The organism is Streptomyces triculaminicus (assembly GCF_017349075.1).
GTDB classification, from domain to species: Bacteria; Actinomycetota; Actinomycetes; order Streptomycetales; family Streptomycetaceae; genus Streptomyces; species Streptomyces triculaminicus.
In genome coordinates this window covers 120,275-145,924 of the sequence record NZ_JAFMOF010000004.1, presented here as the reverse complement: position 1 = coordinate 145,924, position 25,650 = coordinate 120,275, and the positions used below count along the sequence as shown (strand labels likewise).

Genomic DNA, 25,650 nt, shown 5'->3' with positions numbered 1-25,650 from the left:
GTACATCATTCCGGGTGAGACCCCTTACCACCGAAGCTGCCTGGCTGCATGTCAAGAGGGCCTGCACGCCACAGATATGACCGAACGGCATGGCCGGAATTCCTTCAAGAACCGTTTCTGCGCAACGGGAAAATCGGCCCGATGGCGAGAAACGGCCTTACGGGCGTGAGACGGCACGTCCTTGACGCTGCTCTACGTCACGGGCCACGGTGTGATGGTCCCGCCTCGAGGAGGAGCATGCGCAGTCAAGATCCGATATCGGATCGGTCGCAGCGTCCGGCGCGGAAGCCGACCCGGTCCGGAGAGGCCGGGCCCGCGTCGGCCGTGGCGCCCCCGGGGAGAGCCTCATTGCTTCTGGCTCTCCAGCGGGCGGCCGGAAACGGCGCGGTCCTCAGGATGCTGCAAGCGGGCGGCGCATCCCGCGAGCAGTCCACCGTGCCCGAGGTGTTGCGCAGCGGTGGCCGTCCGCTCGACGTCACCACCCGGAGCGACATGGAAGCGCGGCTCGGTGCCGATCTGTCCGACGTACGCGTCCATACCGATGCCGCCGCCCAGCGCTCGGCCAGGGAAATCGGGGCGCGCGCCTACACCGCCGGCAGTCATGTCGTCATCGGCCGCGACGGAGCGGACAAGGTCACCTTGGCGCACGAGCTCACCCACGTCATCCAGCAGCGCAGGGGCCCGGTGGCGGGTACCGACACCGGTCACGGCTTCGCGGTGAGCGACCCGGACGACCGCTTCGAACGGGAGGCCGAGGCCAACGCGTCACGGGTCATGAGCGCCTCGGTGGGAGCGACAAAGCAAGCGACAGGGCAAGCGACAAAGCAGCGGCCTCTCGGCACAGTGCCCGCACCCCCCGCGAGCACTCCGGTCGTACAGCGCGCGATGCACCTGGCGAACTACGACGAGCGGATCTACCAGGACTCGCACAACCCGAGCGCCGAGTACGCCTTTGTGAAGAAGACCGACGGCAGGCTGCTCTTCGCGGAATACGGCGGCGTCGACAGGCTGACGGCCGCACTTGGTGCCATCGGCTTCGCCGGCGACGTCCGGTCGAGTGCCCTCGACGATCTCATCAAGGGCGCCTACCGGGAGAGGGGTTCCGCATGGCGCCACCTCTGGCACGAGCTCGGTGGCCTCTTCCACTACGACAGCGTCGCCAAGACCACCAGCCGTGTCGACGAAGAAGCCCTGGGCCGCGCCACGCCCGGCCTCGTCGCCGCGATCATCAGGCACGGTCCGCAAATCTGGAACACCTCCGGCGGCTCGCGTGTACCGCGGGCGGAAGGGTATCTGTACGGCCTGGACCTGTCCGGCGACGAGGCCCTGCACGTGCTCGGCGCCGACGAGGACACGGCCCGTCATTTCGACGGCGTGCGATACGAGCGTCTCGCCGAGCGCCAGTACGAACAACGGCACGCGCTTTTCCGGAACAAGGACAACGGCGCCAACTTCTTCGCGTACGAAGGCCGTTTCCCGGGAGACCGGACGCGGATCATGTACGTCTCCACGGCCTCCACGGTCCGCGCCGCCGCGCACCGCATCCGCATAGCGAACCGACGGTTCGGCGACGCCGAGTTCTTCGATCCGGACATGGCCGAGGAAACGCAGCGCGCGCTGCACAGCGAGTACGCCCGTCTCACCACATCCCGCCCGGACACCGGCTGGGTGCCGGGCACGGAACTGACCGCCGTGGACCGCGGAGCCGGCCAGGACAGCGCGATGAACGGATGGAACGCTCTCGGAGTGGTGGCCTACGCCAAGCGCTTCCTGGGCGCTCCGTACGAACTGGAGCAGAACTGGGAATGGCTGCACGTGCAGGGTGCGCAGATCGGCGGGTCGACCGACGCGACCAACCTGGTGGCCGGCACCTACGTCACCAACTCCGCGATGATCCCCTACGAGGACATGATCGCCAAGTGGGCCAGAACGGATGCCCGGCACTTCTGGGCCCGGTTCGAAGTCACCCCCGGCGGAACCCTGTTCCCGGACAGGATCAGGCTTTCCATCAAGACCGACGGCCACCGGGACCTGGGCACGCTCCCTGAGCTGGTCCTGGCGGAGTTCGACCCGCTCCACGGCAGGATCGTCGATCGCCTCGCCGGTGACATCACGAAGCGCAACGTCGACGCCACCCGCGGGCTGCACGAGCCCGGCTGAGGACAAGACCTCGGTCGGGCACTGCCGCCACCGGCCGCGGTGCCCGCTTCGGCATCGACGCCACCCTGTCCGACGCCGCCTCTTCCCTTGTCAAGCGTCCCGTGTCATGCGTCCCGGCGGCGGCCGGTCAGCTCCGAGTAGAGCGCACGCCGTGCGACAGGATCGGACTCGGCCGCGGCCAGCCGTTGTGCCCAGCCCTGCTTCAGCTCCTCGAGGAACCGCATCCAGCCGCCGCCCGTAGGGGTCCGGAACTCGCCGAGGTTGACGTAGCGCTGGTTCACGGCGAGCTTCCCCTCGCCGATCTTGTCCTTCTTGTGCCCGTAGAAGCTGGACTCCGGGTTGGCGGTGGCCTCGGTGGAGCGCCACGTGTGCTGGTACCCGACGGGGCTGGGGCCGCCCGGTGACGTGGTCTCGATTCCCACTTGCAGGGCACCGTCGCGGTTGCGGCGTGGCGGGGTGAATCCGAGGAACAGGTGGCCGTGCCCGCCGTCCGGGAGGACCACGTCGCCGTTGAAGTCGCGGCTGCCCAGGCCACCGGCGGCCAGATCCAGGCCGTAGAGCCGTACCCGCTCGAACTTCTTGCCGGGCTGCACCACGTTCTTCACCGATGCGAGCGTGCCACCCTGCTCCTCGAACTTCCCCGCGACACCGCCCTTGTTCTCACCGATCTTCATGTGGTGGGTGCCGAAGGCACGTCGCTCCAGGGGGTTCACATCCTGCCCGCCGTCGCGGGTCAGCCCGAGCCAGTCGGTGAGCGCGAAGGCGGAATCCCTGACCTCCAGCTGCGGGATCCGGATATTGACCCGTCCGCCGTGGGCCAGCGCGCGGGCGACGTCCCCTTCCCGGAAGTCGATGTGATCCGCACCCTCCTTGTAGACCTTCAGGCCGTTTTGCAGGATCAGAAACACGCGGGTCAGGATGGTCCGGGCCCGTGCGTCCTTCCGCCACGCGTCCGGGTCGTCCATGACGGGGGCGGCGTGGGGATCCAGCATGTCGACGAAGGCCCCATGGATCTGCCGGTCGCGTTCTTCTTCGGCGCTCCTGCGCTCGTCCTCGGACAGGCCGCCGCCGCGCAGGGCCAGGTGGCGGCCGAGGGTGTACGCGGGGCTGATGGGCGTGGGCCGGCCCTCTTCCGGCCGGCGCCTCGTCCACTCCAGAGTGGCGATGAGCAGGCGTTGACCGGGCTCCAGCCGCAGCCAGTCGCGGTAGTCGCTCTTCTCGGTGTACTTCTCGGCGTCCTCATAGCGGCCGATGCCGATGTCGTCGAGCCACTCCGGGGACCGGGAGAGGATCTGGATGTTCCGGAGCTCGTCGGCGCCGAACACCGGACCCTCGGTGAGCCGCCGGGTCAGGGCGTCCCTGACATGGCCGGCACTGATCTGCCGGGTACCGCCGTCCCGTCCGGTGAGCAGTTCACCGAGACGACTCCTCGCGGCGCGTTGCTCGACGACCAGTGCCACGGCGTGGTTGCCCAGGACAGGCTGCAGACCGGCCAACCCGGCCGCCGGCGGGGTCGATTGCCGTGTCAGGGTCCGGTGTGCGGAGCTGGTGGGCGTCGCTGGATCCGTCCGATGGCTTTCGTCGAGGTGTTGCCCCCTGTGCGAGCGCATCCGCCCGGCCCTCCGCGGTCGATGAAGCCCCAGGGCCACCACTCGGCATGTGAGGGACGGCCGGTTCGATCCTGACAGGGTGCTCTGCGACCGCAGCGCCTTCCGGATGCCGACGGCCGCCCAAAAGTCCATTTTACCCGGAGACGGAGGGGGTTCCCAGGGTATGGTCACGCTGCGAAAGGCCTTGGGCGCGCCCGACCGGGATGGACAGTCGGTGGAGGAGGAGTGGAATGCGAGCTCAGGACACTCGGCATACCCGGCAGAGGAGCGGGGAGCGGCCGGCTGCCGACGGGGTGCCGGCGCCTTCTCCCGCCGTCCATCCGCTGACAGCCATGCAGCGCACCATGGGCAATGCCGCCGTCTCCGCCGCCCTGGACCGGCGCGCCGTCGGTGAGGCCGGGCCCGGCACGGAGCCCGATGCCGAGGATGCCGAGTCCGAGTTCCGGCTGGGTACCGCGGCCGCACTGCAACGGGTCGTCAACGACGACGTGAAGGACCTGCTGGGTGCCGACAGGCTGCACCTGAGCATCGGCGGTGGGGGCGGGGTGGCAGCGCTGCGGCGTGCACGGCCGGTCCAGGACCTTGATCTACGGCTGCACGTACCCGGCAGGCTGGGCGAGGACCGGGAATTCCGGCAGGAGCTGATGACCCGTCTGAAGGCGATCCTCCAGGACGATGTGGACGACTCCACGGGGACGACGGTACGTGGCTCCTTCGGCGGCGTGGAGGTCAGTATCACGCTGGGGCAGGTGCCCACACAGACGCGGTCGATGTACGTGCACGACAGCACCGAGCGTGTCGCACTCACCGTTGTGGATCCGTTGCGGCTGTTCACCGACAAGGTGACCGCGTTCGCCGGGCGCAAGGAGAAGGAGGGGGAGGACCTGACGCAGAAACGGGAACGGGACCTCCGTGACCTGCTGACTCTCTACCCGCAGATCACCGCCGGGCGGGAACTGACGGACGTGCTGGCCGAGCATGCCGACGACGCGCAGCGCATCCATCAAGGCCTGAAATCCGCGGGCCGGTTCGGCCAGGAACTCGGCCGCTTCAGGAAAGCGCATGAGGACAGCTTCGGCGCCCAGGACTGGGAGGTTCTCCACGAGGTCGCGCGGGCCTTGTCGGCAGCGGCCAAAGCACAGACCAAACCCAGGACCGGTATCACGGCGCGGCAGACGGGCAATGGGCCCGCAGACCCCTCCGGTGCGGCCGTCCCGCCCGGCGGAGCCGACCCCCCTGGTGCCGGCAAGACGGACCGCAAGGCGGACAAGAAGGCTCGCCGGCAGCAGAAGCTCGCGGACCGCGAGCAGGAGTGAGGGGCCGGGCCCCGGGCTCAGCGCACGAACTTCCAGGTGATGCCGTTGACCACGCCCCGGTCGAGCGGTGCCAGCTTCTGGAAGGCCGGCCGGCCGAGGTCGATGTGGGTGCGGTCGCACGAGAGGCACTTGTCCCTGACCGGCACTCGGACGGTCTTGCCGTTGTAGCTGACCTCGACCGATATGCCCTTGCAGAGAGGGTCGTTGTTGGGGTTGGCGGAGGTCCACCATGAGGGCGAGACCGCGACCAGGTCCTGGGAGTTCGCGTCGATGGGCGTCCCGCAGGCTCCGAATCCCTTGTCGGTGTAGTAGGTCATCTTTCCGTTCATCGGCTGGCCGATCGGAACGTCGGCGGCCGCCGGCCCCGCGGCGAGGGCGATTCCGGTGGCCGCGGCGGCCAGGACGACGGCCGCGGAGCGAGCAGCTCTGATTCCACGCATGGTCTCTCCTCGTTCAGAGGTAATGGCGGGCGGGCGTACTCCACGGACCCGTGGAGCGAGCGCCCCGGAAACCGGCATCGCAGAGCCGTCACGGCTCGCCGGTCAGGAAGTCCAAGGACAGCGGCATTTCTTCGGAACGCGTCCGGCTTTCGGTCCATGAGTGCCATGCGGGACGACACCGACGCAAGTCCCCGCAGTGACAGTTGTCCGGAACCGGGTGCCAAATGCACCTGGTTTGGCCGCCCATGATGCATGTCGTTGACAACGAAGTTGAAGAGTTATTCACTGCGCAAGGAAGACGGGCCGCAGTGTCCACCGCCGGCTCCGTCGCGTTTTCCGCAAGCGAGTGTCACCTCAGCGATCCGAACCCCACAGGAGCCGCCATGAGAAGAAACCGCTTCGTCACCTTGCTACTGTCCGTACTGGCTCTGTTCGGTACGGCACTCGCCGTGCCGTCCGGCACGGCGAGTGCCGCCGGCCCGTGCGACAACGCGTCCAACTGGACGGCCGGCGCCTGGTATCCGGCGGGTACGGTCGTCCGGTACACGGACGGCAAGTACTACATCGCCGAGCACGACAATCCCGGCTACGACCCGCTCATCAGCACGTGGTACTGGGACCCGTACACCTGTCAGGGAGGCGGGAACCCGGGGACCGGAAAGTTCCCCGTGACGGAGGCCCAGTTCCAGCAGATGTTCCCGGGCCGGAACTCCTTCTACACGTACAACGGGCTGGTCGCGGCGCTGGCCGCGTACCCGGGATTCGCCAACACCGGCAGTGACCAGGTCAAGCGGCAGGAGGCCGCGGCCTTCCTGGCCAACGTCGACCACGAGACCGGGGGCCTGGTCCACATCGTGGAGCAGAACACGGCCAACTATCCCCACTACTGCGACCGGAACCAGCCCTACGGCTGCCCGGCCGGCCAGGCCGCCTATTACGGCCGCGGTCCGCTCCAGCTCAGCTGGAACTTCAACTACAAGGCGGCGGGCGACGCCCTCGGAATCAACTTGCTGAACAATCCGTCGCTCGTCCAGACCGACGCGGCCGTCTCCTGGAAAACCGCCCTGTGGTACTGGAACACCCAGCGCGGCCCCGGCACCATGACGCCGCACGACGCGATGGTCAACAGCCGTGGATTCGGGCAGACCATCCGCAGCATCAACGGCGCCGTGGAATGCGACGGCCGCAACCCCGCCCAGGTGCAGAGCCGGGTGAACAGCTACCAGCGATTCGCCCAGACACTGGGTGTGGCTCCGGGCGGCGACCTCTACTGCTGAGCCCCGGGGAATGCGGCCGCGGCAGGTCCGCGGCCCATTTCCCATCCCGGAATTCCGGGCGTCACGCTGATCATCCGCTATGTCGACGGGCATGCGAGGGTATCCGCTCGGGCGAGTTTGGGGCCGAGTAGGAACGGAACAGGGAACCGGTGTTACTGCCAAAAGTTTTGACACCATGTGATCTGTGACAGCCTGGACGGGCTGGCGCCCGCGATCCGGACCGCGGTGTCGGCGGGCTTGCGGGTGGCGCGGAGCTGACCGCCCTGGACCTCGGCGGGCAGCGCGAAGCTGTAGGGGCCGTGGAAGTTGATGTGGGCGAACATCAGCGGCGAGAGGCGGGGCGACGTCTTCGTCGCGCACGAGCCGAGCCGGTTACGGGCGCCCTTGGCGGTCATCGCGTGGCGCCGGGCCGTCTGATCCAGCAGGAAGGACCCGGCGAGCTGCCCTTCGCCAGGCTCCTCAGCGAAGTGGCCGAAGCGTTTGCGCTGTTCCTCGGGCAGAAAGTTGGTGGGCACGCACCTGCTCCTCGACCGACGGCAGTCGTGCGCGATGATCGCAGCCATGACAAGGGCACGCACCGGATCGGGGATAACGGCCCCATGGAGCGGGATGAACTGGTGAAGCGGCGCCGGTCAGCTCATGGGAGCGAGCACAGCGTCGAGGTCGCCGGTGTAGACGACGGCCTGCTCGTCGTCGGCCGGGGGCTCGAAGCGGGCGAAGAAGTCGTCCAGCGCCTGGGGGCTGACAGTCAGCGCGTTGGCGTCCTCGCGCTCGTTGCGCGTGGCGAGACGCCGCAGCAGCTCGTCCTTCTCGATGGGCAGGTAGACCAGGCGCCACCGGCCGCCCGCGGCCTCTACGAGCTTCTTCCAGGCGTTGCGGTCGGTGCGGAGCCACAGGCCGTGGTCGAGGACGACGTCGTGCCCGGCGGCCAGGTGCTCGGCAAGCCGGCGGCGGACGGCCTCGACGACGGGGCGTTCGCGCTCGAAGTAGGTGTGCTCGGGGTAGTCGACGCCGTAGCGGCCGTGGAGGCGGTGGACCTCCTCGTCCACGGACAGGCGGACCATGCCGCGCTCGGCGAGGGCCTGGGCGAGGGTGGTCTTGCCGGAGCCGGTGATGCCCACCAGCAACACCGCCGTCGGTGCGCGCTCCGTCACGTCCGTCTCTCCCTTCCCAGCTGGTCCTAGGTGTTGCGGGTCATGACGTTGGTGACACATGCCGACAGCTGTGAAACCGATGTGCCTTGACAGGCATCGGTCAGGTACCGTGCGGGCCATGTCGAGTCCTGAGTCAGACACGGTGGGGGCTTTCGGTCACGCCGTCAGCCCCCTGAACCACTGAGTTCGTAGTCCTGCCGTCTCGCCGCGTTCTGCGGCCGGACGAGTGCGCCCCTGGGGCTGACCGCGGTGACGAGATGACCTTCTCGTGCTTCTCCTCACCTCGGAGCCACTCGATGCCTCTCCCGCTGTATCTGCTCGCCGTGGCGGTCTTCGCCATGGGCACCTCGGAATTCATGCTCGCCGGCCTCTTGCCGAACATCGCCTCGGACCTCGACGTGACAGTCGGGACAACAGGCATGCTCACCTCGGCATTCGCGATCGGAATGATCGTCGGTGCCCCGCTCATGGCCGGGCTTGCCCGCAACTGGCCCGGACGGTCCAGCCTGCTGAGGTTCGTCCTCGTGTTCATGGCAGCCCACGTCGTGGGCGCTGCCACCTCGAGCTTCCCGGTCCTGATGGTGACGCGTGTGGTCGCAGCACTCGCGTACGCGGGGTTCCTCGCCGTAGCGCTGACGACCGCCACCACACTGGTCTCGCCCGACAAGAAGGGACGCGCGCTCGCTGTGCTGCTGTCGGGCACCACGGTGGCCACGGTCGCCGGTGTCCCAGGGGGATCGGTGCTCGGCACGCTGTTCGGCTGGCGGGCCACTTTCTGGGCCGTCGCCGCTCTCTGTCTGCCCGCAGCCATCGGCATCGTCAAAGGGATCCCGACGCGACGTGTGCAGAAGGTCGCTGCTGGCAGGCCGGCCTTGCGATCGGAACTCGCGCAGCTCAAAAGGCCGCGGTTGCTTCTGATCATGCTGCTCGGTGCCATGGTGAACGCGGCGACCTTCGCCGGTTTCACCTTCCTCGCCCCCGTCGTGACCGACACCGCCGGGCTGGGCGAGCTGTGGATCTCCGTCGCCCTGGTGCTCTTCGGTGCCGGTTCCTTCGCCGGGGTCACCGTCGCCGGCCGGCTCTCCGACCAGCACCCCGGCCCGGTCATTGCGGTCGGCGGTCCGCTGCTGTTTATCGGCTGGCCGGCCCTGGCCGTCCTGGCCGACAAGCCGGCTGCTCTGCTCGCCCTCGTGTTCGTCCAGGGCGCGCTGTCGTTTGCGCTGGGCGGCACGTTGATCACGCGGGTCCTCTACGAGGCGGCAGCAGCGCCCACCATGGCCGGCGCCTATGCGACCGCCGCGCTCAACGTCGGCGCCGCCGTCGGACCCCTCATCGCCGCGACGACCCTCGGCACGGCAGCCGGGAATCTCGGGCCGCTCTGGGCAAGCGGACTCCTCGTCCTGGTCGCGCTGCTCGTCGCGTTCCCCTTGCGCGGTGTGATCGCAGCCGGTCGCAGCAGCGAGGTAGTCCAGTGACGCACGCGAACGCCCCCTTGACCATCGAGGGACGACGAAGGCTTGTCGAACGCTGCCGCACCCGACCGATCGCCCACATCGCCGCCGAGGCCGGCATCTCCCGCGCTTGCCTGTCCAAGTGGGAGAACCGGTACGACAAGTACGGCGAGACCGGGTTGCTGGACCGCCCGAGCGTCCCGCACTCCTCACCGACCCAGACCCCGCCCGAGATCGTCGAACGGATCGAGCGACTGCGGCGGGACAACAAGTGGTCCGCCCGCAGGATCGCGCTCGAGCTGGCGGGCCAGAGTGTGCGGATCAGCGAACGCACCGTGGGCCGGTGGCTGGCGCGGCTGGGCATCAACCACCGCCGGTTCCTCGACCCCGACGGGTCCGCCAACCGGCGCCCGCCGGGACGGATCGTGGCCCGCTACCCGGGCCACATGATCCACTTGGATGTCAAGAAGGTCGGACGCATCCCCGACGGCGGCGGATGGCGGGCCCACGGCCGCGGCTCTGCACAGGCCAAGGCGGCCCAGCGCGCGAAGACCGCCGGCGCCAACGGCGGGTACGTCTACCTGCACTCCGCCGTCGACGGGTTCTCCCGCCTCGCCTACACCGAGCACCTCCCCGACGAGAAAGCCGCTACCACCGTGGCGTTCTTCAGTCGCGCTCGCGCGTTCTTCGCCGCCCATGGCATCCACCGGGTGGTTCGCGTGGTCACCGACAACGGCGCCAACTACCGCGCCGCAGTCTTCGTGCGCTCAGTGACCTCGCGGGCCTCCCGCCACCAGCGAACCAAGCCCTACACGCCCCGGCACAACGGCAAAGTCGAGCGGTACCAACGCATCCTCGCCGAAGAGCTGCTCTACGCCCGTCAGTGGAGCTCCGAGGAAGAGCGGACCCGGGCGATCGCGGTCTGGAACATCCACTACAACTACCACCGGCCTCACACCGCCGCCGGAAACCGTCCTCCAGCCTCACGCCTCCATGCGAGCGTCACCAACGTCATGGCCAGCAACACCTCCCCATTCTCGCCGACCGAGCCCCGCTACCGGTGGCCGTTAGCGACAGGCGGCCGCCACCGGGTGACGATGCCGCGGGCCTCGGCCGCCCAGCCCGCCGGCAGACCGTCCAGGGCCACGCGGCGGAAGCCCAGGCGGGGGTCGGCGACGTCGATGCGCCCGTGGTGCCGGTCGACGTGGTCCAGCAGCCGCCCGGCCTCGTCCCGGACGGCCGGGCTCTGCTCGGCCCAGGCGCCGGAGGTGAACCGTTCCACCCTCCGCCGCAGGTCCTCCAGGACACCCGCGCGCCACTTGAAGTGGTGCACGCACGCCAGCGCGTCCGGGTCGGGCTTGTGACCGGGGGCGTGGTGGTTGCCGGAGGCCACGGCGATTCCGGGCTGTGCGAGGACGATCTTGCGGGGGTCGCCGCGCAGGAGCCGGTGGGTGAGGTGGCCGCCGAGCGGGAACGCACGGTCCAGCCCGGTCTCCGGCCGCCAGTGGGCCAGGCGGCCGTCGGCGGCGGCGCGGTCGAGCATCAACCCGCCGACCACCGCCGCCCTGTCTCCTCCGCCGTGGCGATCACCTCCTCCAGCGGGGCCGGGAAGGTGTGGAACTCGTCGGAGTCGGCGAGCAGGTGCCAGCCGGGCCCGGACTGCTCCCGCAGTGCGTCGCGGTGCTCGGTGTTGGTGTGTTCGTGCCACGGCCCGGTGCTGACCGTTACCGGGGCGATGCCGAGCTCGGCTGCGGTGGCCAGCAGCTGGTGCCGCCAGGGGCTGAGAACGTGGTCGGGGAAGTGGAAGGCGAGGCGGAAGTCGGTGATGCCGAGCCTGCGGTAGTGGGTGGTCCAGGAGGTCAGCAGGGCCGGTTCGACGGGGCCGATCACCGCGACCAGCGCGGGCGGGGCGGGCGTCATCGCAGCGCCTCGAGGAGGCGGGCGTACGTGGTGGTGAGGAAGGCGGCCTGCTCGGCTGCCGTGGCCATGCCCAGCACCGCCGGGGACCCGGGGCCGGGCCGGGGCGGCAGCCCGGCGGCGAGAGCGTCGAGGGTGCCGGGGTCGCCTACGGGGAAGAGCCGGGCCCAGGGCTGCCCGGTGAGACGGGCGGTGAGGTCCGGGTCGTAACCGGAGAGGAGAAGGGGGACGCCGAGGCGGGCTGTGTCCATGACCAGCCCGGACTCCTTGCCCACCCCGGGCCTACGGGCGACCAGCGTCGGCGGCGGCGTAGACGAGGCGGAGGACCTGCTCGCCGACCGGCCCGGGCACCGTGTGGAGGTGGACCTGCGGGAGCTCGTGCCAGCGGGCCAGGACCTCCTCGTCGAGCGGGGTGCCGGTGACCACCAGGTGCATCGGCGAGGTGAGCCGGGCGAGGGCGGCGTCGACGGTGGCGATGTCCTTGTACGGCCACCAGCCGCCGACCAGGCACACCACCGTGGCGCCGTCGGGGATGCCGAAGGTGGTGCGGGCGCCGTCCCGCTCGGCGTCGGTGAGCCGGTGTCCGTCGTCGACCGCGAAGGCCCGCGCCACCCCGGCCAGGCCGGGGAAGGCGCCGGCGAACTGCTCGCGTACGGCCGCCGTCGGATACAGCGCGACCACCTGCCGCTCGCCCCGGCGGGCGAGGTGCCCGAGCAGCCGGACCGGCGCGTCCTCCGTGGTGACCGCCTCGTGGATGAACCGCAGATGCGGCTGACAGCCGAGGAGGGCAGCCGCGCCGTGCAGGGCCTCGCTCGCGCTGAGCACCACCACCGCAGCCGGCTCCCGGACGAGTCGGCGGGTCGTGCGCAGGCACGCGGCCTCGGTCAGGCACCGGGCCAGGAGGGTGACCTGGTGAGGGGCTCGCCGTAGCGCGAGCGGCCACCGGCGGGAGGCGAACGCCTTCCGCACGGCGGTTGAGACCGCGTTCGCCCACTGGGCGGCGACCAGCAGCACCGCGGCCGCCGGTGACCAGCCGGGCCCCGGCCTGGCGGAGGGGAGCGGGGTCGGCGGCGCCGTACGGGGTGATGACCAGGGCGCCGGGCCTGGCCGCGGCGAGCGCGGCCAGGGTGCGTGGGTGGTGCCCGCCGAGGTGGTGCGCGTACGGCTCGATCAGCACCAACGGAGGGTGACCGGTGGTCATCCGGCGCCCGCCTGCTCGCCGTGCGCGGCCGTGAAGTGCTCGCGCAGCCACACGGGATCGTTGAGCAGGTTGAACCGGGCCGGGTCGCGGGCGGCATCGCGGGCGAAAGCGATGCCGTCGCGGGCGCCGGCCGCGGCGTAGGTGGCAAAGTCACCGGTGTTGCTGGACCTCCAGGCGTCGAGCCTGGCGCGGGCGTCGGCGTCGTTCATGCCGTACTCGCTGCCGCGCGCGAGCATCGCGCACTCCCGAAACCCCGCCTTCCACGCGTGATACGGGCTCTGGTTGAAGCGGGTGGTCCCGGCCGTGTCCCGGCAGAACTCGACCTTGCCCGGGAGGGCGGCGAGGACGTCGACGGCCTCGCCCATCTCCCGCAGGGCGTCCCGGCGGAAGCGGTGGTGCGACTACGAAGTGGCCAAAGCCCGCACCGGGCGGGCGGTCGCGGCGGCACCGGCTCCGCGCGCGGTGGCCGAGCAGCCGTACGCGACCGGCTCCGCGCTGGTCGTCGAGCACGACGCGGCCCGGCTGGACTACGACGGCCGTCTGTACCGGCTGACGATGCGCCGGCGCTTGCGGAACACCGGCACCGAGCCGGTCACTCGCTACCTGATCCGCATCAGCGTCGACCGGTATCCGGGCGAGCCGGAGCGGTCCAACGCCCACTATCGCACCCATCCGCTGACCTGGGAGGAGCTTGCGCTGAGCGCGATGTGCCGGGGTGAGGCGATGTGGTGGGAGGCCAAGCACGACCGCGACGCGTTCAAGGAGGTCTGGCTGCTGTTCGAGAACGGCCAGGGCCGCTTCCCGCTCTATCCCGGTGAGTCCGTGTGGATCGAGTACGCGTACTCGGTGGGGGATGAGAAGTGGGGCCGCTGGTTCCAGCGGGCGGTGCGGCTGCCTACCGAGCATCTGGAGGTCCAGCTTGCTTTCCCCGCCTCCCTCGATCCGGTGGTCTGGGGCACCGAGACGTCCATGACCGCCGAGGCGTCCCCGTTGCGGACCGCCCCCGTCCGCAGGGACGAGAAGGGGATCAGGTTGTTCTCCTGGACGACTTCCCAACCGGCCCTGCACGCCCGGTACCGTCTCGAATGGAGATTCCGAGCGGCCCGGCCCGAGACCAAGATGAGCGACAGGGAGCTGACGTGACGACGGTGAGGCCCAGCGAGCAGATGCGTGACCTCGGCGTCGTGCAGCACGGCGCCCCCGTCCTCGCCGAGGTCGCCCGGCCCTTCGACCTGCCCGCCGAGAAGGACACCGCCGAGCAGACCGTCGAGACGCTGTTCGCCTCGATGGAGCGGATCGCGCGCGTCCATCCCTTCGCGAAGGGGATGGGAATCGCGGCGCCGCAGGTCGGCATCGGCCGGGCGGCGGCCGTCGTCCAGCCCGCCGACCCCGCCGCCGCGGCGATCGTCCTGCTCAACCCCCGCATCACCGCCCCCTCCGAGGAGATGGACGAGCAGTACGAGGGGTGCCTGAGCTTCTTCGACGTCCGCGGCATGGTGCCCCGCCCCTTGATGATCACGGTGGTGACCACTGAGCTGGATGGCAGCGAGGTCACCACGGTGTACGAGCGGGGCCTGGCACGCCTCGTCGCCCACGAGATCGACCACCTCGACGGCCTTCTCTACACCGCCCGCATGCGGCCTGGTGTCAAACCGATCCCGGTGGAGGAGTACCGGCAGACCGGCCGCGCATGGGCGTACGGCCAATAACCCCCGGCCCGTGCGTGGGGCCGGCCGGGCTTGTTGGGCCTGGTGTGACCGACGAGCTGAGCGCGACAGCACAGCGCCTGGTCGTTCTCCATCATCTCCACGCCGCGGATGCGGGTCGCTGAAGTCGTCCACCAGCCCGGCCTCGACGCCTACAGCGCCCTCGTCCGGCACGCGCCGGCCTCCGGATTCGCCTGGGGCTGCGAGACGATGCCCGTGGTGACCGCGTCCGTCCACGTGATCGATGGCTGCTCCCACGCGCTGACGCTGACCGGCACCAACGCCGTGGCGGTGCCCGAGGAGCCGGTACCGCTGTCGTCCGCGTGGCTCAACGGCCTTGGACCTCGCTGGAGGAGGTGGTCATGGTGGTGCCGCCTGGCACCTTCGACGAGGACGCGCCCGAGCAGGCCGACCGTGCTGTCGACCCCGAAGCCTGCACCGTCCACCGCACGAGGCTCGACGTCAACTTTTGACAGCAACACCGGTTCCCTGTTCCGTTCCTGCTCGGACCCCGGTTTCGGCTACTCGGGCCCGTCATCCGCTCCATGGAATGTGCTCCGGCCTCGGACCGGGGGGAGCCAGAAGGAGGCGGGCAGCATGTCGACTTCACGGGCGGCCTGATCCAGGTCGACGGCGACCGGCTCCAGCGCCGTGTAGACCGGATCGCCGGCGGCGGCCATGCGGCGGATGACCTCCGCGTTGGTCCTGGCCCGCGCGGCCACCACGGTTCCGAACGCCGAGCGGTCGCCTTCGTACTCGTAGGCGTCGAGCAGCAGATGCAGCCGGCGGGAGCGGTCTTCGAAGGCGGTGAAGCCGGTCCGCTCGGCAAACCGGCGCGCGTGCAGGGGAACCCAGGTCAACGCCATGAAGGCCAGGTCGAACTCACGCGTCGACGGGCCGGCGGTGTCCCAGTCGAAGAAGCCGGCCAGGCTCCCGTCGCGCCAGACAGCGTTCCAGGGGGCGGCGTCATGGTGGCCGATGACCAGGCCGGGCCGCCACGTCTGGCCGGCGAGCCAGCGCGCATCCGGTGGGGGGACGAAGGACCGGGTCGCATGGTGCAGCCTCCGGGCCCACCGGCCCACCTCCTCCAGCGCGGTCCTCGAGTACACCCAGGCGGGCCAGGGGAGGTCTTCGCCCGCGGTCTCGCCGTCGAGATGGGTCAGGACCTCACGCCCTTGGCGGTCCACTCCCAGGACCCGGGGCGCGCCCTCCAGCCCGACCGCCTCCAGATGGCGCAGCAGCGCGTGCACCGCGGATGTCCACGGCTGGACGGGCCGATGGACCGTGCCACCGCGCCGCACCGCTCCCACTGTCCTGCCGCCAGGCAAGCGCTGCTCGTCGTCCATGAGTCGGTTCTACCGCGGCCCGCCCGCTCATGCAGCCGCATTTTCCGGTGGCCGCGCTGCCTTCGTCGGCGGCGACGGTGTGGATTCCGCGGTCAGCCCGCCGGCTTCGCGGCGATGACGGCGCAGATGGTGCGGTCACGGTGGGCGAGGCCGACGTGGTCGGGTGTCGCGAGCACGGCGTGGTGGCCGTGGACGATGTCGAGGGCGGTTCGGGGCTTACGGGGGTGTAGCCGCAGCGGTGGAAGCGTTCGAGCCAGGTGCGGGCGGGTTCGTGGCGCTCGAAGCGCTGGGCGTCGGTGCGGGCGCCGACTATGTTCATCACCTCGCGCCGGAAGAACGTCGTCATCAGATCCTTCTCCGCCTCGTCGGCGGCGCTGTCCTCGATGGCCCGCAGGATGGAGCCGAAGAAGCTCCAGGAGTTGAAGAACCTTTGCGGCAGGGAGACGTCATGGTGGTCGGAGTCGAACTCCGTGAGCACCACGACGGCCGGATCGAGGAGCCGCAGCCGCTGGAAGAACTCATCGCGGGCGTCATGGCCGGGCAGCGGATCCTGCATGTGGTGCACGGCCAGCGTGGAGTTGACCACCAGCACCCCGTTCAGGGCGGCTGTGCACTGCCAGCCGGCCGCCTCTTCGGCGATCCTCGGAATGGCGAGGAAGTCGAGGTCCAGGCCGTACTTGGTCACGGCGTCGCTGTCCCGTAGCCGCTTCTCCGCCTTGGCGAGGCTCTCGGTGTCGGGGTCCATGCCGACAACCGTGCACCGGCGCAACGCGGCCCCGGGGCGAGCCAGCTCGTCGAGGAGAGCTTCTTCCTGGCGGGCGTGGCCGATGCCCACCGAGAGGACGGTGGCTTGCTCGATACCGGCCCGCTGGAGCGGTGCGGCGAGCAGGGAGGTGACCACGGGGGTGGTGTTCAACGGGCCACAGCCCGTCTCATGGCGGCAACGCCGTGAAACAGCCCCACGCCCCGACAGCGAGAACACCTCAGTCGAAATCCGGGAAGAGGGTCGCGGCCACGTGCTGGGTGTCGGCGTACTCGACGACGGAGATGATCTTTCCGTCGCGGACGGTATAGATGCCGAGGCAGCGGGTGTCGTAGATGCCGCCGTGGACGGTCTTGGCCTTGGAGGTCCATTCGGCGACCACGCGGTCGCCTTCGGCGATCGTGCTGACCAGTTCGACCTCCAAGGTGCCGGGGACGAGGATCGGTCCCATGCCGCCGAGGAAGTCGTTGATGATCACGTCGCGGCCGCGCCACACCTTGGAGATGGGCAGGTCGCCCGGGTAGTGCCAGGTCGCGTCCTCGGCGAAGCTGTCGTGGATGACGTCGGCGTCGCCGTCACGGACGGCCTCGACGTAGCGGACGACGACGGTCCTGGGGTCGGTGCTGGTCATGGCCATGGTCATGGTCGTGTCCTTCGGCGGTTGTTGTTTCCCGGTCGTTCGGATGTGACCGGGTGTGGCGTCTGGGACCATCTGACCGCGCGGGGCGGTGGCCCGGCCAACAACGAATCCGCCTGGCCGACAACGAACGGTTGTCGCACAAGGACAGCGGCATGGATCTCGGCCTCGCACGGGTCCGCGCGTTCGTCACGACCACCGGGACGCCGCACTTCGGGCGGGCCGCCGAAGAGCTGACCACCAGCCAGCAGGCGCTGACGCGAGGACCTGGCCCCCCTCGCCTCGTACATCCGGCAAGAAGGCCCAGGTCCCGGCACTGCACTACAGAAGCCAAGGCTCGCTCAGAGAACCTGCGATTCCTCCCGTACCCGCTGTGTGGCCGTTCCCTCCGTCGGGACGTGCGTGCCACCGGTCGACAGCCTCCGGTTGGTCGCCCAGACGATCAGTCCGCAGGCCGCGAAGCCGGCCCCGAGGAGGCTGGAGCCCGCCCAGCCGTGGGAGGTGTAGAGGGAGGTGGTCGCGGCCGCGCCGAGGGCGGAGCCGAGCGAGTAGAAGACCATGTAGCTGCCGATGACGGTGCTGAGGCGGTCCGGGTGTGCGGAGGTGAGCATGTGCTGGTTGCTCACGTGGACGGCCTGGACGGCGAAGTCGAGGGTGATGATTCCGATGACGAGGAGCCACAGCGCCCACGTCAGCTGCCCGATCGCCGCCCAGGAGGCGATCAGCAGGACGAGCGCGAAACCGCTGACCGGGATCGCCCGTCCCGCGTCCGCCCACCGTCCGGCGCGTGCCGCGCCGAGCGCGCCGGCGAGGCCTGCGATGCCGAAGAGACCGATCTGGCTCTCGTTGAGGTGCCACGGCGCGTCCGCCAGCGGCAGGGCGACGCCGCTCCACAGGGTTCCGAACGACGCGAAGAGGAAGAACGTGATGAGCCCGCGGGTCAGGAAGAGGCGATCCGTGAACACGTCGCCGAGTGAGGCGAGGGTCTTCTTGTACCCCGGACCGGTGTGTCCGTCGGGGCGCTCGTCCGGGGGGAGTACGGCGAGGACGAGGGCCGCGAGCCCGATCGACAGCGCCGCGAGCACGGCGTAGATGCTCCGCCAGCTCCACATGTCGGCCAGCGCGCCGGTGACGACCCGCGCGCCCAGGATGCCGATCACGACGCCCGAGGTCACGACACCGATGTTCCGTCCGCGTTCGGAGGGTGGCGAGACCGACGCGGCGTAGGCCACCGTGGTCTGCACCACCACCGCGAACACCCCGGCCGCCGCGAGCCCCACGAATGCCATCCACGCGGCCGCCGCCGTGGCCGTGAGGATCATGCCCGCCGCGGTGACCACCAGGTGCACGGCGATGAGCCGGCGCCTGTCGGCCACCACATCGCCGAGCGGAACCAGCAGCAACAGCCCCGCGATGTAGCCGAACTGGCCGGTCGAGACGATCCACCCGGAGAGATCCGCCGACAGGCCGAGATCGTGTCCCATCGGCTCCAGAACCGGTTGCGCGGCATAGATACTCGCCACCGCGACACCGCATACCACCGCGAGCAGCAGACGCCGCCACACGTTCATCGCGCCCCATCCCCAATCAGTAGCAGATTGCAACCGTTTTGACGGTACGGCATGATGGTTTCAATCCGCAACCCATCGGGAGGTGTCATGTCGCGTACCACCGCGTACGCCCCGAACTCCGGCTGGACCGACCCCGACTGCCCCGTCGCCCGTACGCTCGACCTCGTCGGCGACAGGTGGAGCCTGCTCGTCGTCCGTGACGCGATGGACGGGGCACGGTCGTTCACCGAGTTCCAGCGACGCACCGGCATCGCCCGCAACATCCTCACGGACCGGCTCCGCAAGCTCATCGCTCACGGGCTCCTCGTCCAGCGCACCGCGCCGTCGGGCCGCCGCCAGGAATACGTGCTCACCGACGCCGGACGCGACCTCTTCGCGGTCATCCTCACCCTGCGGCAGTGGGGGGAACGCCACGCCTTCGACCCGGGCGAGACCCACTCCACCCTTGTCGACCAGCACGGCACCCCTGTGCCGGACATCGCGCCGGCCGGCGCCGACGGCGCCCTCGTCGACGCCGACAGCACCCATGTGCGCCGGGCCAGCTAGAAGCCGGACCAGCTGGAAACCGACACAAAGCAGTCGGCCACGGTGGCATGCCCGCGCACCGTGGCCGTACCGCTCGTCGCACCCAGGACTAGCGGGCCAGTTCGGCTCGCAGCAGGTCCAGGCCCATCGGCCCCAGGTCCAGGGCGCGTCGGTGGAACCGGTTGAGGTCGAACGCGGCACCGTCGCGGCGGCAGGCCGCGTCCCGCGCCTCCAGCCACACCTTCTCGCCCAGCTTGTAGGCGAGGGCCTGGCCGGGGCGCCCCAGATACCGGTCGATCTCGAACTCGACGAACCCCGCCGGGCCCAGCCCGCAGTGCTCGGCGAGGAACTCGCGGCCCAGCCGCGGAGTCCACCGCTCCCCCTCATGGAACCCGGTGCCCACGGGGATCGGGAGCCGCAGGTGCAGCCCGATGTCCAGCACGACGCGCGCGGCGCGCAGCAGCTGCCCCGCGGCCAGCATTCCCAGCCGGTGCGCCGGGTCGTCGAGGTACCCCAGCTCCTCCATCAGCCGCTCCGCGTACAGGCCCCACCCCTCGACGTGCGCCGGGTGCAGCTCGCACGACAGCCGCTGGAACCGGTTGAGGGTGGCGGTGTTGAGGGTCGTCACGCCCAGCTGCAGGTGATGGCCCGGGACGCCTTCGTGGAACATCGTGCCCGGCACCTTCCACACCGGGATCGGGGCGTCCGAGCCGGGCAGCGGCCACCAGACCGTCCCGGGGCGCGACAGGTCCTCGCTGGGCGCCAGATAGACGGCGACCCCTTCTCCGAGGGTGATCCGGCAGTCGATCCGCCGCAGCGGCTCGGGGATCGCGAAGTGCGTCCCGTCGAGATCGGCGATGGCGCCGTCGGCGAGCTCCTGGATCAGGTCGCGGAACGCCGCCGCGTCCTTCACCTGGTACCGGGGATCGCTGTCGAGCGCCGCCAGCACCGCCGGGACCGGCTCGCCGGGCCCGATCCGCGCCGCCGCCTCGGCCATCTCCCGTCGCACCCGGGCCAGTTCCTCCCAGCCCCACGCGTAGGTCTCCGCCAGGTCCAGCCGGGTGCCGAGGAACTCCCGTACCCCCAGCTGGTAGCGGTCCGCGCCCAGCGCGTCCAGCTCCGGCGCATCGGCGGCGAGCTCCTGCGACAGGTACGCCGCGAACTCCGTCAGCGCCTGGTTCGCGGCCGCCGCGGCCTCGTCCAGAGCGCTCCGCAACACACCGTCGCCGTGCCCGGCGGGCAGCCCCGCCAGGTACGGCCGCATGTCCAGGCACTCCCGGGCGTTGCGGGCCACCTGGCGGTACGGCGCGACCCGGCCGCCGCGCCGCGCGGCCTCCAGGCTCTCGCGCAGCCCCGCCAGCGCGCCCGGGACGGCCCGCAGCCGTGCCAGCAACGTGTCCCACGCGGTGTCGCCGCCCTGGTCCAGCAGCCCCACCGCGTGCCGTATCCGCTGGACCGGCCCGTCGAGGGTGTCCAGCAGCGTGCCGTACGCGTCGGCGTCGGCCAGCGCCACCTCCGTGGCGAGCCGCTCGCGCAGCACCGCCGCCGCGACCCGCTCCGCGTCGCCCGCGACCGGTGTGTCGTCGACCGCCTTCAGCGTGCGACGCGCCAGCTCCGCGCGGGCCTGGGCCGCCCGTGGGCCGAAGTCGGTCAGCCGTTCCTCCTGCCCGGCGATGCCCATCACGGCGGCCAGGCACGGATCCAGCGCGGCCAGCTCGTCCACGTACCGGTCCGCGAGATCGTTCAGGGTGGTCATCGGCTCACCGACGACGGGATCCGAGCGGTGCTCCTGGACTCGGCCAGCCGCTTGCCGTAGAGGCCGATGACCAGGCCGGCGACGATCAGAGCTCCGGCCACCAGCTTGAGCGGCGGCAGCGACTCGTTGAAGATCACCATCGAGCCCGCCATGCCGAAGACCGGGACGAGCAGGGAGAGCGGCGCGACGGTCGACACCGGGTACTCGCGGAGCAGCCAGTTCCATACGGCGTATCCCAGCACGGTGTTCGGGTACGCCTGGAAGAGGAGGGACAGGACCGCCGCCCACCCGAGCTGGTGCGGCAACTCGGTATAGCCCTTGGTGCCGTTCACGACCAGGTCCAGCAGGAACAGCGGGACCGGCGAGAACAGGCTCGACCACACCATGAACGACAGCGTGTCCTTGGGCTTGGCCTTCTTCATGATCACGTTGGCGACGCTCCACGCGGCGGCGCCGAACAGCACCAGCGCGACGCCGGCGAACGTCACCGTGCCGTCGGTGACGAAGGTGACCGAGAACAGGCCGACCAGCGCGACCGCCATTCCCAGGTACTGGAACCGCGACAGCTTCTCGCGGAATATCACGGCCCCGAGCAGGATCGTCAGGAACGCGCTGAACTGCAGCACCAGGGACGAGATCCCCGACGACACCCCGGCCTTGATGCCCAGGTTCACCACGCCCCACAGCCCGACGCCGAACACCAGCCCATAGCCGATGATGTACCGCCACGCCACCTGCGGCCGCTTCAGGAAGAACACCGCGGGCAGCGCGCAGAGCGCGAACCTGATACCGGCCAGGATGAGCGGGTCGACGCTTTTGAGCCCGATCTTGATGACCGAGAAGTTGAGGCCCCAGATCGCGGTGACGGCGACCGCGATCAGGATGTGCTGTTTCTTCATGCAGAGACCTGTTCCGGGATCGTGGGGGCGGCCGGGCGGGTACGGACCGAGAGGGAGTCGAACAAGTCGGCTATCCAGTCCCGGGTCTCCTTGGGAGCGTCGCCCGCGACGATCCCGGCGAGGACCGTCTCTCCGGCCTGGTAGGTGATGTGGTCGGGCAGCGGCGCGCCGGACGGCAGTTCGTGCCAGGCGACCACGCGCGGACCGGCCCGGAACGCCAGGGTCCCCTCGAGGCCCAAGTACTGCCGCCCGGCCAGGTGGTGGCCGGGGTGGACGAACCAGCCGTACCAGCGGCGGTCGGCGGGCGGCGCGGGGAGCGTCCCGGCGATGCGCTCGCCGAGCAGGACGCGCAGCTCGTACGACGGCAGGTGGACGCCGGTGGCCAGCTCCACGCAAGCCACCACGTCGGCACCCCCGACCCGGTTGCCGACCTCCAGGAAGACCAGCTCCCCTTCGTGGACGATCGCCTCCAGATGGAAGCTGCCGTCCTCGATCCGCACGGCGGCCAGGGCGCGCGACACCCAGGCGCGCGTCTCCTCGGAGAACTCGATCTGGAACGAACCCATCGGCTCGCCCTGCGCGTACTCCAGGCACGTGCCCACGTACTCGCTGGCGCTGAGGACCAGGACCTCGCCGCCCTGCACCAGGCCGTCGAAGTGCCTGATCGGCCCGGAGACGAACTCCTCGACCTGAAAGTCCTCCAGGCCGCTCCCGGCGTCGAGGCGGGCGACGCCGGCCTGCCGCCCGGTGACCGCCGCGGCGGCCTGCCGTGGGGTGTCGAACACGAGCACGTCCTCGCTGGACGCGCCCCGGTGCGGCTTGAGGACGGTCCGGCCGGACCAGGGCACCCGGCCGTCCAGTTCGAGGAAGCGGGGTAACGGGAGGAAACGCGGCACCCGGAGACCGGCCTCCTCGACCGCCCGCTTCATCAGGACCTTGTCGCGGGCGAGCGCGACCTGGTCCAACGCCGCGCCCGGGACGCCCAGATGCTCGCGCAGCCGGGCGGCGTCGAGCAACTCGTACTCCGACGCCGAGATGATCCGGTCGAATGCGCGAGGACGCTCCGCCAGCCAGTCCCGGGCCTCCTCGAAGGCCGGGCGCTCGCCCGGACGGCTCACCCGCTCGCAGCGCAGGTCGGGCGGCAGCGTGGCCAGGGCCCGGTCGGTCCCGAAATAGGTGACCTCGTGCCGGTCATGAGAGATCCCTCGGTGGTATTCAATCTTGAAGTAGGGCACGCGATGCAGGATAAGGATCTTCATCGGGACTTCCTTACGGGGGCGGGGAGTTCGAGGGCGCGGTCCAGGGCCTCCGACCACGCCTCGCGCAGCGCGTGGACGACGGGCCGGATGTCGGCGCGGTCGCCGCGCAGGACGACGCAGCCCTGCGCCGCGAAGTCCGCGTTGTCGCGGGCCACGGCATGCAGGTCGCGGCGCTCGCGCGACAGCCAGGAGAACTCGGTGACGGTCAGCTCCCCGTCGGCCAGGCCGAACCGCTCGGCGGTGTCCTGGACGGCGTCCGCGAACGGGTCCGCGCCGGCCGCGACGTCGTCCGGGGAGAACGAGCGGTCGCTGCCGACCCCGAGCAGCACCGTCGCCGCCGAGCAGCCGGGCACCAGCCGTCCCACGCCGGCGGCCGTGCCGAAGGCCGTGTCGATCCAGTGGTGGTGCAGGTCGATCCCGTAGACCCAGCGGGCCAGCTCCCAGATCTTCATCCCGCCCGGCCGCCGGTTGGGCTCCACGACCGCGGCGTGCAGCCCGTCGTCGCTCAGCTTGATCTCGTTGTGGAACGGCCCGTCGCACTGGCCGACCAGCCAGTTCGCCTGCCGTCCCGCCCGCTCCAGCGTCGCGCGCTCGTGGTCGTCCAGCCCGGCGGGCAGCACCTGCGCGATCTCGACGGGATACCGGCCGCTCGCGCTGATCTTCTCGGTGAGGAACACCAGCGGGCCCAGCCCGTCGACGGAGTACTCGCGCCGATACGGGATGAGCTCCTCGCAGATGACCCCGCCCTCCAGATAGGGCAGGACTTCGGCGAACGCCGCCGTCAGGTCGTCGCCGTTACGGACCACGACGACGCCCCGGTTGTTGCCCTCCGCCGCGGGCTTGACCACGAAGCCCTTGGGGTGGTCGCGCGCGAAGTCCCTCAGCCGGTCGAGCGAGGCGATCTGGGCGAAGTCGGGCACCATCACCCGTTGCGCGGCCAGCAGGTCGGCGACGCGCGCCTCACCGAGCCGGTAGCGGTACTTGGAGAACGCGCCCTCGGCCGGCGGTGACGCGTCGACCGCCACGCCCAGCCGCTCGAGCAGCTCGGCCCCGCTGCGCACGGCGTTGTCGGAGAAGACGATGCCCGCCCTGATCCGCTCGCGCCGGTCACCGAGCAGCTTCTCGCCCATCTCGGCGAAGTCGTCCCGCAGCGGATCGAGGTCGATCACCTCGTCGGCGATGGCGTGGTCGGCCTCGGTGGGATCGGCGCGGATCAGGACCACCGTCGCGCCGTGGCGTTCGCGGGCGTAGTCCCGCAGGTGGCGGACCTCGTCGATCCGGCTCAGGTTGTAGTCGACGATGAGGAGTATCGGCCTGGTCATGCGCGCTCCGTCTCGTACACGATCTCGATCGCCCGCTCGGAGGCGGGCATCAGCTCGGGGAGGACCGCGTCCCGGCCGGTCAGGTCCATGCTCCAGAGCAGCTGGCCGAGGAACACCTCGCGCGAGGACGACTCCACGACGTCGCCGGGCTCGAGCAGGACGTGCGTCACGACCGGCTGGAGCGGGAGTCCGTCGTTCAGTCCCACCTCACGGATCGTGCCGGGGTCGGCGAAGAAGACGCGGAAGAACGTCGCGTTCCCGCTCGGCGTGCTGCCGTCCTCCGCGAACGACAAGGCCTTCAGATCCTTCCGGAATCCGTCCGGCCGAAGGGCTGTGAGCAGGGAGTCCAGCCAGAGGTCGAGCAGGTTGGGACCGCCGGTCAGCGCCGCCACGCTGGGCGAGATCAGGCTGCCGCCGACGCGCGGGTTGACCTCGATCAGATCCCAGCCGCCCGGGGCGTGCCGTGCCTCGACGTGGAAACAGCCCCAGCCGAGGCCGAGGGTGTCCAGCACGCTCGCCACCCAGCGGATCCCGACGCCGATCTCCTCCTGCGACAGGCTCGTGGGCGGGCTGACGCAGGCGTTCTCGAGCACGGTGCCCGCCGTCTCCGTCACCTCGCACTTCTCGTGCACGGCCACCACATGCGGCTCGTCGTCGACGACGACCACCTCGAAGCTGAACTCCCGCCCGGGCACGTAGTCCTCGACGAGGAACTCCATCCCGTCGGCGGTGAAGGCGCTGGCGTAGACCGTGTCCGCCCGGGCCTCGGCGGCGATGCGTTCCAGGTCGGCCCAGGTCGTGCCGGGAGTGAGCGGGAACGTTCCGAACGAGGCGATGCCGCTGACCGGCTTCACGAAATAGCGCCCGCCGTCGCGCTGTCGCTCGGCGAGCGTCCCGGGGGTGAGCGCGGACGCCCGGCCCCGGCTGAGGCCGGCGTCGGCGAGCCGGTTCCGCAGCGTCAGCTTGTCGCGCAGCTCCAGGACCTGTTTCTCGTCCAGGTCCGGTACCCCGAGGCGGGCGTTGGCCAGCGCCATCAGGTGCCGGTAGCCCTCCCAGACGGTGAGGCAGCACGACACCGACGCGCCCGCGGCCTCCAGACGGTCGAGGTGGTCCTCGACATCGCGCGGAGTCAGCACGTGCCCGTCGGTCACCCGGACATCGTCGGCGAGGTCCGCCAGCGCCCCGGGCCTGGATGCCTGGAAGTGCGGCTCCGGCAGCGAGCTGAGCACGTAGACCTTCAGCCCCCGCGCCGTGACCGTGCTGACGAGGTCCTCCATGAACGAGAACCCGACATGGCTGAGCAGCAGCACTCCACTGGCGTTTTTCATGCTCAATCCGGC

The 25,650-nt window shown here is 70.4% G+C and carries 26 protein-coding genes and 1 pseudogene; 8 read left to right on the top strand and 19 right to left on the bottom strand.

All coding sequences use genetic code 11. From position 1 onward, the window contains the following. Positions 1 to 348: 348 nt before the first annotated feature. Positions 349 to 2,160 carry an eCIS core domain-containing protein gene (locus J1792_RS24635; RefSeq protein WP_242705255.1) on the top strand — a complete coding sequence of 604 codons (1,812 nt, stop codon included), beginning with the start codon at positions 349 to 351 and terminating at the stop codon, positions 2,158 to 2,160. A gap of 104 nt (positions 2,161 to 2,264) precedes the next feature. Here the strand turns inward: J1792_RS24635 and J1792_RS24630 are convergent, their stop codons facing one another. After that, positions 2,265 to 3,656: a PE-PGRS family protein gene (locus J1792_RS24630; RefSeq protein ID WP_207248235.1), complete on the bottom strand. Its 1,392-nt coding sequence runs from the start codon at positions 3,654 to 3,656 to the stop codon at positions 2,265 to 2,267. 446 nt (positions 3,657 to 4,102) lie between these two features. Here J1792_RS24630 and J1792_RS24625 point away from each other — a divergent pair, with 446 nt between their 5' ends. Next, entirely contained in the window at positions 4,103 to 5,086 is a 984-nt protein-coding gene (locus J1792_RS24625) for a nucleotidyl transferase AbiEii/AbiGii toxin family protein (protein WP_207248234.1), read from the top strand. 17 nt (positions 5,087 to 5,103) lie between these two features. Here the strand turns inward: J1792_RS24625 and J1792_RS24620 are convergent, their stop codons facing one another. Continuing rightward, positions 5,104 to 5,526: a cysteine/serine endopeptidase inhibitor gene (locus J1792_RS24620; protein WP_086567038.1), complete on the bottom strand. Its 423-nt coding sequence runs from the start codon at positions 5,524 to 5,526 to the stop codon at positions 5,104 to 5,106. Positions 5,527 to 5,909: 383 nt separating this feature from the next. Between J1792_RS24620 and J1792_RS24615 the strand changes: the two genes are divergently transcribed. Next, complete coding sequence (locus J1792_RS24615; protein ID WP_207248233.1) at positions 5,910 to 6,803, top strand: glycoside hydrolase family 19 protein; 894 nt, start codon at positions 5,910 to 5,912, stop codon at positions 6,801 to 6,803. 152 nt (positions 6,804 to 6,955) lie between these two features. Here J1792_RS24615 and J1792_RS24610 read toward each other — a convergent pair whose 3' ends face one another. Both J1792_RS24610 and J1792_RS24605 read right to left on the bottom strand, forming a co-directional pair. After that, positions 6,956 to 7,318: a hypothetical protein gene (locus tag J1792_RS24610; protein ID WP_207248232.1), complete on the bottom strand. Its 363-nt coding sequence runs from the start codon at positions 7,316 to 7,318 to the stop codon at positions 6,956 to 6,958. 117 nt (positions 7,319 to 7,435) lie between these two features. After that, positions 7,436 to 7,957, bottom strand: coding sequence for a P-loop nucleotide/nucleoside kinase family protein (locus J1792_RS24605; RefSeq protein WP_307843084.1), 522 nt, complete (start codon positions 7,955 to 7,957; stop codon positions 7,436 to 7,438). Positions 7,958 to 8,253: 296 nt separating this feature from the next. On the opposite strand from J1792_RS24605, the gene J1792_RS24600 reads away from it, so the two are divergent. Together J1792_RS24600 and J1792_RS24595 are read left to right on the top strand one after the other, a co-directional pair. Next, positions 8,254 to 9,432: a Cmx/CmrA family chloramphenicol efflux MFS transporter gene (locus J1792_RS24600; RefSeq protein WP_207248230.1), complete on the top strand. Its 1,179-nt coding sequence runs from the start codon at positions 8,254 to 8,256 to the stop codon at positions 9,430 to 9,432. Then, positions 9,429 to 10,436 (top strand): annotated as a pseudogene (locus tag J1792_RS24595) (IS481 family transposase); the annotation flags it as partial. The gene J1792_RS24600 and the pseudogene J1792_RS24595, both read left to right, overlap by 4 nt. 26 nt (positions 10,437 to 10,462) lie before the next feature. Here J1792_RS24595 and J1792_RS34465 read toward each other — a convergent pair. The 5 genes from J1792_RS34465 to J1792_RS24580 all read right to left on the bottom strand — a co-directional run bounded on the left by J1792_RS34465 (position 10,463) and on the right by J1792_RS24580 (position 12,891). Further along, on the bottom strand, positions 10,463 to 10,966 hold the full coding sequence (locus J1792_RS34465) for a hypothetical protein (RefSeq protein ID WP_242646792.1): 504 nt from the start codon (positions 10,964 to 10,966) through the stop codon (positions 10,463 to 10,465). Continuing rightward, on the bottom strand, positions 10,951 to 11,328 hold the full coding sequence (locus J1792_RS34460) for a hypothetical protein (RefSeq protein ID WP_242646586.1): 378 nt from the start codon (positions 11,326 to 11,328) through the stop codon (positions 10,951 to 10,953). The genes J1792_RS34465 and J1792_RS34460 overlap by 16 nt, the downstream gene beginning before the upstream one ends. Beyond that, positions 11,325 to 11,576 (bottom strand): hypothetical protein, encoded by a 252-nt coding sequence (locus J1792_RS34455; protein WP_242646585.1) that lies wholly within the window; start codon positions 11,574 to 11,576, stop codon positions 11,325 to 11,327. The genes J1792_RS34460 and J1792_RS34455 overlap by 4 nt, the downstream gene beginning before the upstream one ends. A 31-nt stretch (positions 11,577 to 11,607) precedes the next feature. Further along, entirely contained in the window at positions 11,608 to 12,339 is a 732-nt protein-coding gene (locus J1792_RS34450) for a glycosyltransferase family protein (RefSeq protein WP_242646584.1), read from the bottom strand. Positions 12,340 to 12,522: 183 nt separating this feature from the next. Then, the gene (locus tag J1792_RS24580) at positions 12,523 to 12,891 is read right to left on the bottom strand and encodes a hypothetical protein (RefSeq protein WP_242646583.1); all 369 of its coding nucleotides are present in this window, start codon (positions 12,889 to 12,891) and stop codon (positions 12,523 to 12,525) included. A gap of 43 nt (positions 12,892 to 12,934) precedes the next feature. Between J1792_RS24580 and J1792_RS24575 the strand changes: the two genes are divergently transcribed. After that, positions 12,935 to 13,669 (top strand): XRE family transcriptional regulator, encoded by a 735-nt coding sequence (locus J1792_RS24575; RefSeq protein ID WP_207248229.1) that lies wholly within the window; start codon positions 12,935 to 12,937, stop codon positions 13,667 to 13,669. After that, the gene (locus tag J1792_RS24570) at positions 13,666 to 14,235 is read left to right on the top strand and encodes a peptide deformylase (RefSeq protein ID WP_207248228.1); all 570 of its coding nucleotides are present in this window, start codon (positions 13,666 to 13,668) and stop codon (positions 14,233 to 14,235) included. The genes J1792_RS24575 and J1792_RS24570 overlap by 4 nt, the downstream gene beginning before the upstream one ends. Before the next feature lie 149 nt (positions 14,236 to 14,384). Here J1792_RS24570 and J1792_RS24565 read toward each other — a convergent pair whose 3' ends face one another. The 5 genes from J1792_RS24565 to J1792_RS24545 all read right to left on the bottom strand — a co-directional run bounded on the left by J1792_RS24565 (position 14,385) and on the right by J1792_RS24545 (position 18,549). Beyond that, on the bottom strand, positions 14,385 to 14,564 hold the full coding sequence (locus J1792_RS24565; protein ID WP_207248227.1) for a hypothetical protein: 180 nt from the start codon (positions 14,562 to 14,564) through the stop codon (positions 14,385 to 14,387). A gap of 189 nt (positions 14,565 to 14,753) precedes the next feature. Then, entirely contained in the window at positions 14,754 to 15,482 is a 729-nt protein-coding gene (locus tag J1792_RS35155; protein ID WP_207248226.1) for a phosphotransferase, read from the bottom strand. Beyond that, positions 15,400 to 16,494 carry a GRAS family protein gene (locus tag J1792_RS35150; protein WP_207248225.1) on the bottom strand — a complete coding sequence of 365 codons (1,095 nt, stop codon included), beginning with the start codon at positions 16,492 to 16,494 and terminating at the stop codon, positions 15,400 to 15,402. Before J1792_RS35150 ends, J1792_RS35155 begins: the two co-directional genes overlap by 83 nt. A gap of 67 nt (positions 16,495 to 16,561) precedes the next feature. Further along, positions 16,562 to 16,984 carry a nuclear transport factor 2 family protein gene (locus J1792_RS24550; RefSeq protein WP_086567028.1) on the bottom strand — a complete coding sequence of 141 codons (423 nt, stop codon included), beginning with the start codon at positions 16,982 to 16,984 and terminating at the stop codon, positions 16,562 to 16,564. Positions 16,985 to 17,319: 335 nt separating this feature from the next. Next, a complete protein-coding gene (locus J1792_RS24545) occupies positions 17,320 to 18,549 on the bottom strand; it encodes an MFS transporter (protein ID WP_086567026.1) in 1,230 nt (409 codons plus the stop codon). An 87-nt stretch (positions 18,550 to 18,636) separates the two neighbouring features. On the opposite strand from J1792_RS24545, the gene J1792_RS24540 reads away from it, so the two are divergent. Beyond that, positions 18,637 to 19,095 (top strand): winged helix-turn-helix transcriptional regulator, encoded by a 459-nt coding sequence (locus J1792_RS24540; RefSeq protein WP_086567025.1) that lies wholly within the window; start codon positions 18,637 to 18,639, stop codon positions 19,093 to 19,095. 88 nt (positions 19,096 to 19,183) lie between these two features. On the opposite strand, the gene J1792_RS24535 is transcribed toward J1792_RS24540, so the two are convergent. From J1792_RS24535 to J1792_RS24515, 5 genes are read right to left on the bottom strand one after another with little or no spacing between them, the layout of a single operon-like run. After that, complete coding sequence (locus tag J1792_RS24535) at positions 19,184 to 20,830, bottom strand: DUF885 domain-containing protein (RefSeq protein WP_086567023.1); 1,647 nt, start codon at positions 20,828 to 20,830, stop codon at positions 19,184 to 19,186. Beyond that, positions 20,827 to 21,729, bottom strand: a complete 903-nt coding sequence (locus J1792_RS24530) for an EamA family transporter (protein WP_086567021.1) — start codon at positions 21,727 to 21,729, stop codon at positions 20,827 to 20,829. The genes J1792_RS24535 and J1792_RS24530 overlap by 4 nt, the downstream gene beginning before the upstream one ends. Beyond that, positions 21,726 to 22,988, bottom strand: coding sequence for an ATP-grasp domain-containing protein (locus J1792_RS24525; RefSeq protein ID WP_207248224.1), 1,263 nt, complete (start codon positions 22,986 to 22,988; stop codon positions 21,726 to 21,728). Before J1792_RS24525 ends, J1792_RS24530 begins: the two co-directional genes overlap by 4 nt. After that, positions 22,985 to 24,310, bottom strand: coding sequence for an ATP-grasp domain-containing protein (locus J1792_RS24520; RefSeq protein WP_207248223.1), 1,326 nt, complete (start codon positions 24,308 to 24,310; stop codon positions 22,985 to 22,987). The genes J1792_RS24525 and J1792_RS24520 overlap by 4 nt, the downstream gene beginning before the upstream one ends. Then, positions 24,307 to 25,638, bottom strand: a complete 1,332-nt coding sequence (locus J1792_RS24515; RefSeq protein ID WP_242646582.1) for an ATP-grasp domain-containing protein — start codon at positions 25,636 to 25,638, stop codon at positions 24,307 to 24,309. Before J1792_RS24515 ends, J1792_RS24520 begins: the two co-directional genes overlap by 4 nt. Positions 25,639 to 25,650 lie beyond the last annotated feature (12 nt).

Coding starts and splice junctions, on each gene's coding strand:
- J1792_RS24545 (WP_086567026.1), bottom strand. CDS start 18,549: ATGAACGTGTGGCGGCGTCTGCTGCTCGCGGTGGTATGCGGTGTCGCG.
- J1792_RS24535 (WP_086567023.1), bottom strand. CDS start 20,830: ATGACCACCCTGAACGATCTCGCGGACCGGTACGTGGACGAGCTGGCC.
- J1792_RS24615 (WP_207248233.1), top strand. CDS start 5,910: ATGAGAAGAAACCGCTTCGTCACCTTGCTACTGTCCGTACTGGCTCTG.
- J1792_RS34455 (WP_242646585.1), bottom strand. CDS start 11,576: ATGGACACAGCCCGCCTCGGCGTCCCCCTTCTCCTCTCCGGTTACGAC.
- J1792_RS24540 (WP_086567025.1), top strand. CDS start 18,637: ATGTCGCGTACCACCGCGTACGCCCCGAACTCCGGCTGGACCGACCCC.
- J1792_RS24520 (WP_207248223.1), bottom strand. CDS start 24,310: ATGACCAGGCCGATACTCCTCATCGTCGACTACAACCTGAGCCGGATC.
- J1792_RS24530 (WP_086567021.1), bottom strand. CDS start 21,729: ATGAAGAAACAGCACATCCTGATCGCGGTCGCCGTCACCGCGATCTGG.
- J1792_RS24620 (WP_086567038.1), bottom strand. CDS start 5,526: ATGCGTGGAATCAGAGCTGCTCGCTCCGCGGCCGTCGTCCTGGCCGCC.
- J1792_RS24600 (WP_207248230.1), top strand. CDS start 8,254: ATGCCTCTCCCGCTGTATCTGCTCGCCGTGGCGGTCTTCGCCATGGGC.
- J1792_RS24525 (WP_207248224.1), bottom strand. CDS start 22,988: ATGAAGATCCTTATCCTGCATCGCGTGCCCTACTTCAAGATTGAATAC.
- J1792_RS24550 (WP_086567028.1), bottom strand. CDS start 16,984: ATGACCATGGCCATGACCAGCACCGACCCCAGGACCGTCGTCGTCCGC.
- J1792_RS24515 (WP_242646582.1), bottom strand. CDS start 25,638: ATGAAAAACGCCAGTGGAGTGCTGCTGCTCAGCCATGTCGGGTTCTCG.
- J1792_RS24625 (WP_207248234.1), top strand. CDS start 4,103: ATGCAGCGCACCATGGGCAATGCCGCCGTCTCCGCCGCCCTGGACCGG.
- J1792_RS24580 (WP_242646583.1), bottom strand. CDS start 12,891: ATGGGCGAGGCCGTCGACGTCCTCGCCGCCCTCCCGGGCAAGGTCGAG.
- J1792_RS34460 (WP_242646586.1), bottom strand. CDS start 11,328: ATGACGCCCGCCCCGCCCGCGCTGGTCGCGGTGATCGGCCCCGTCGAA.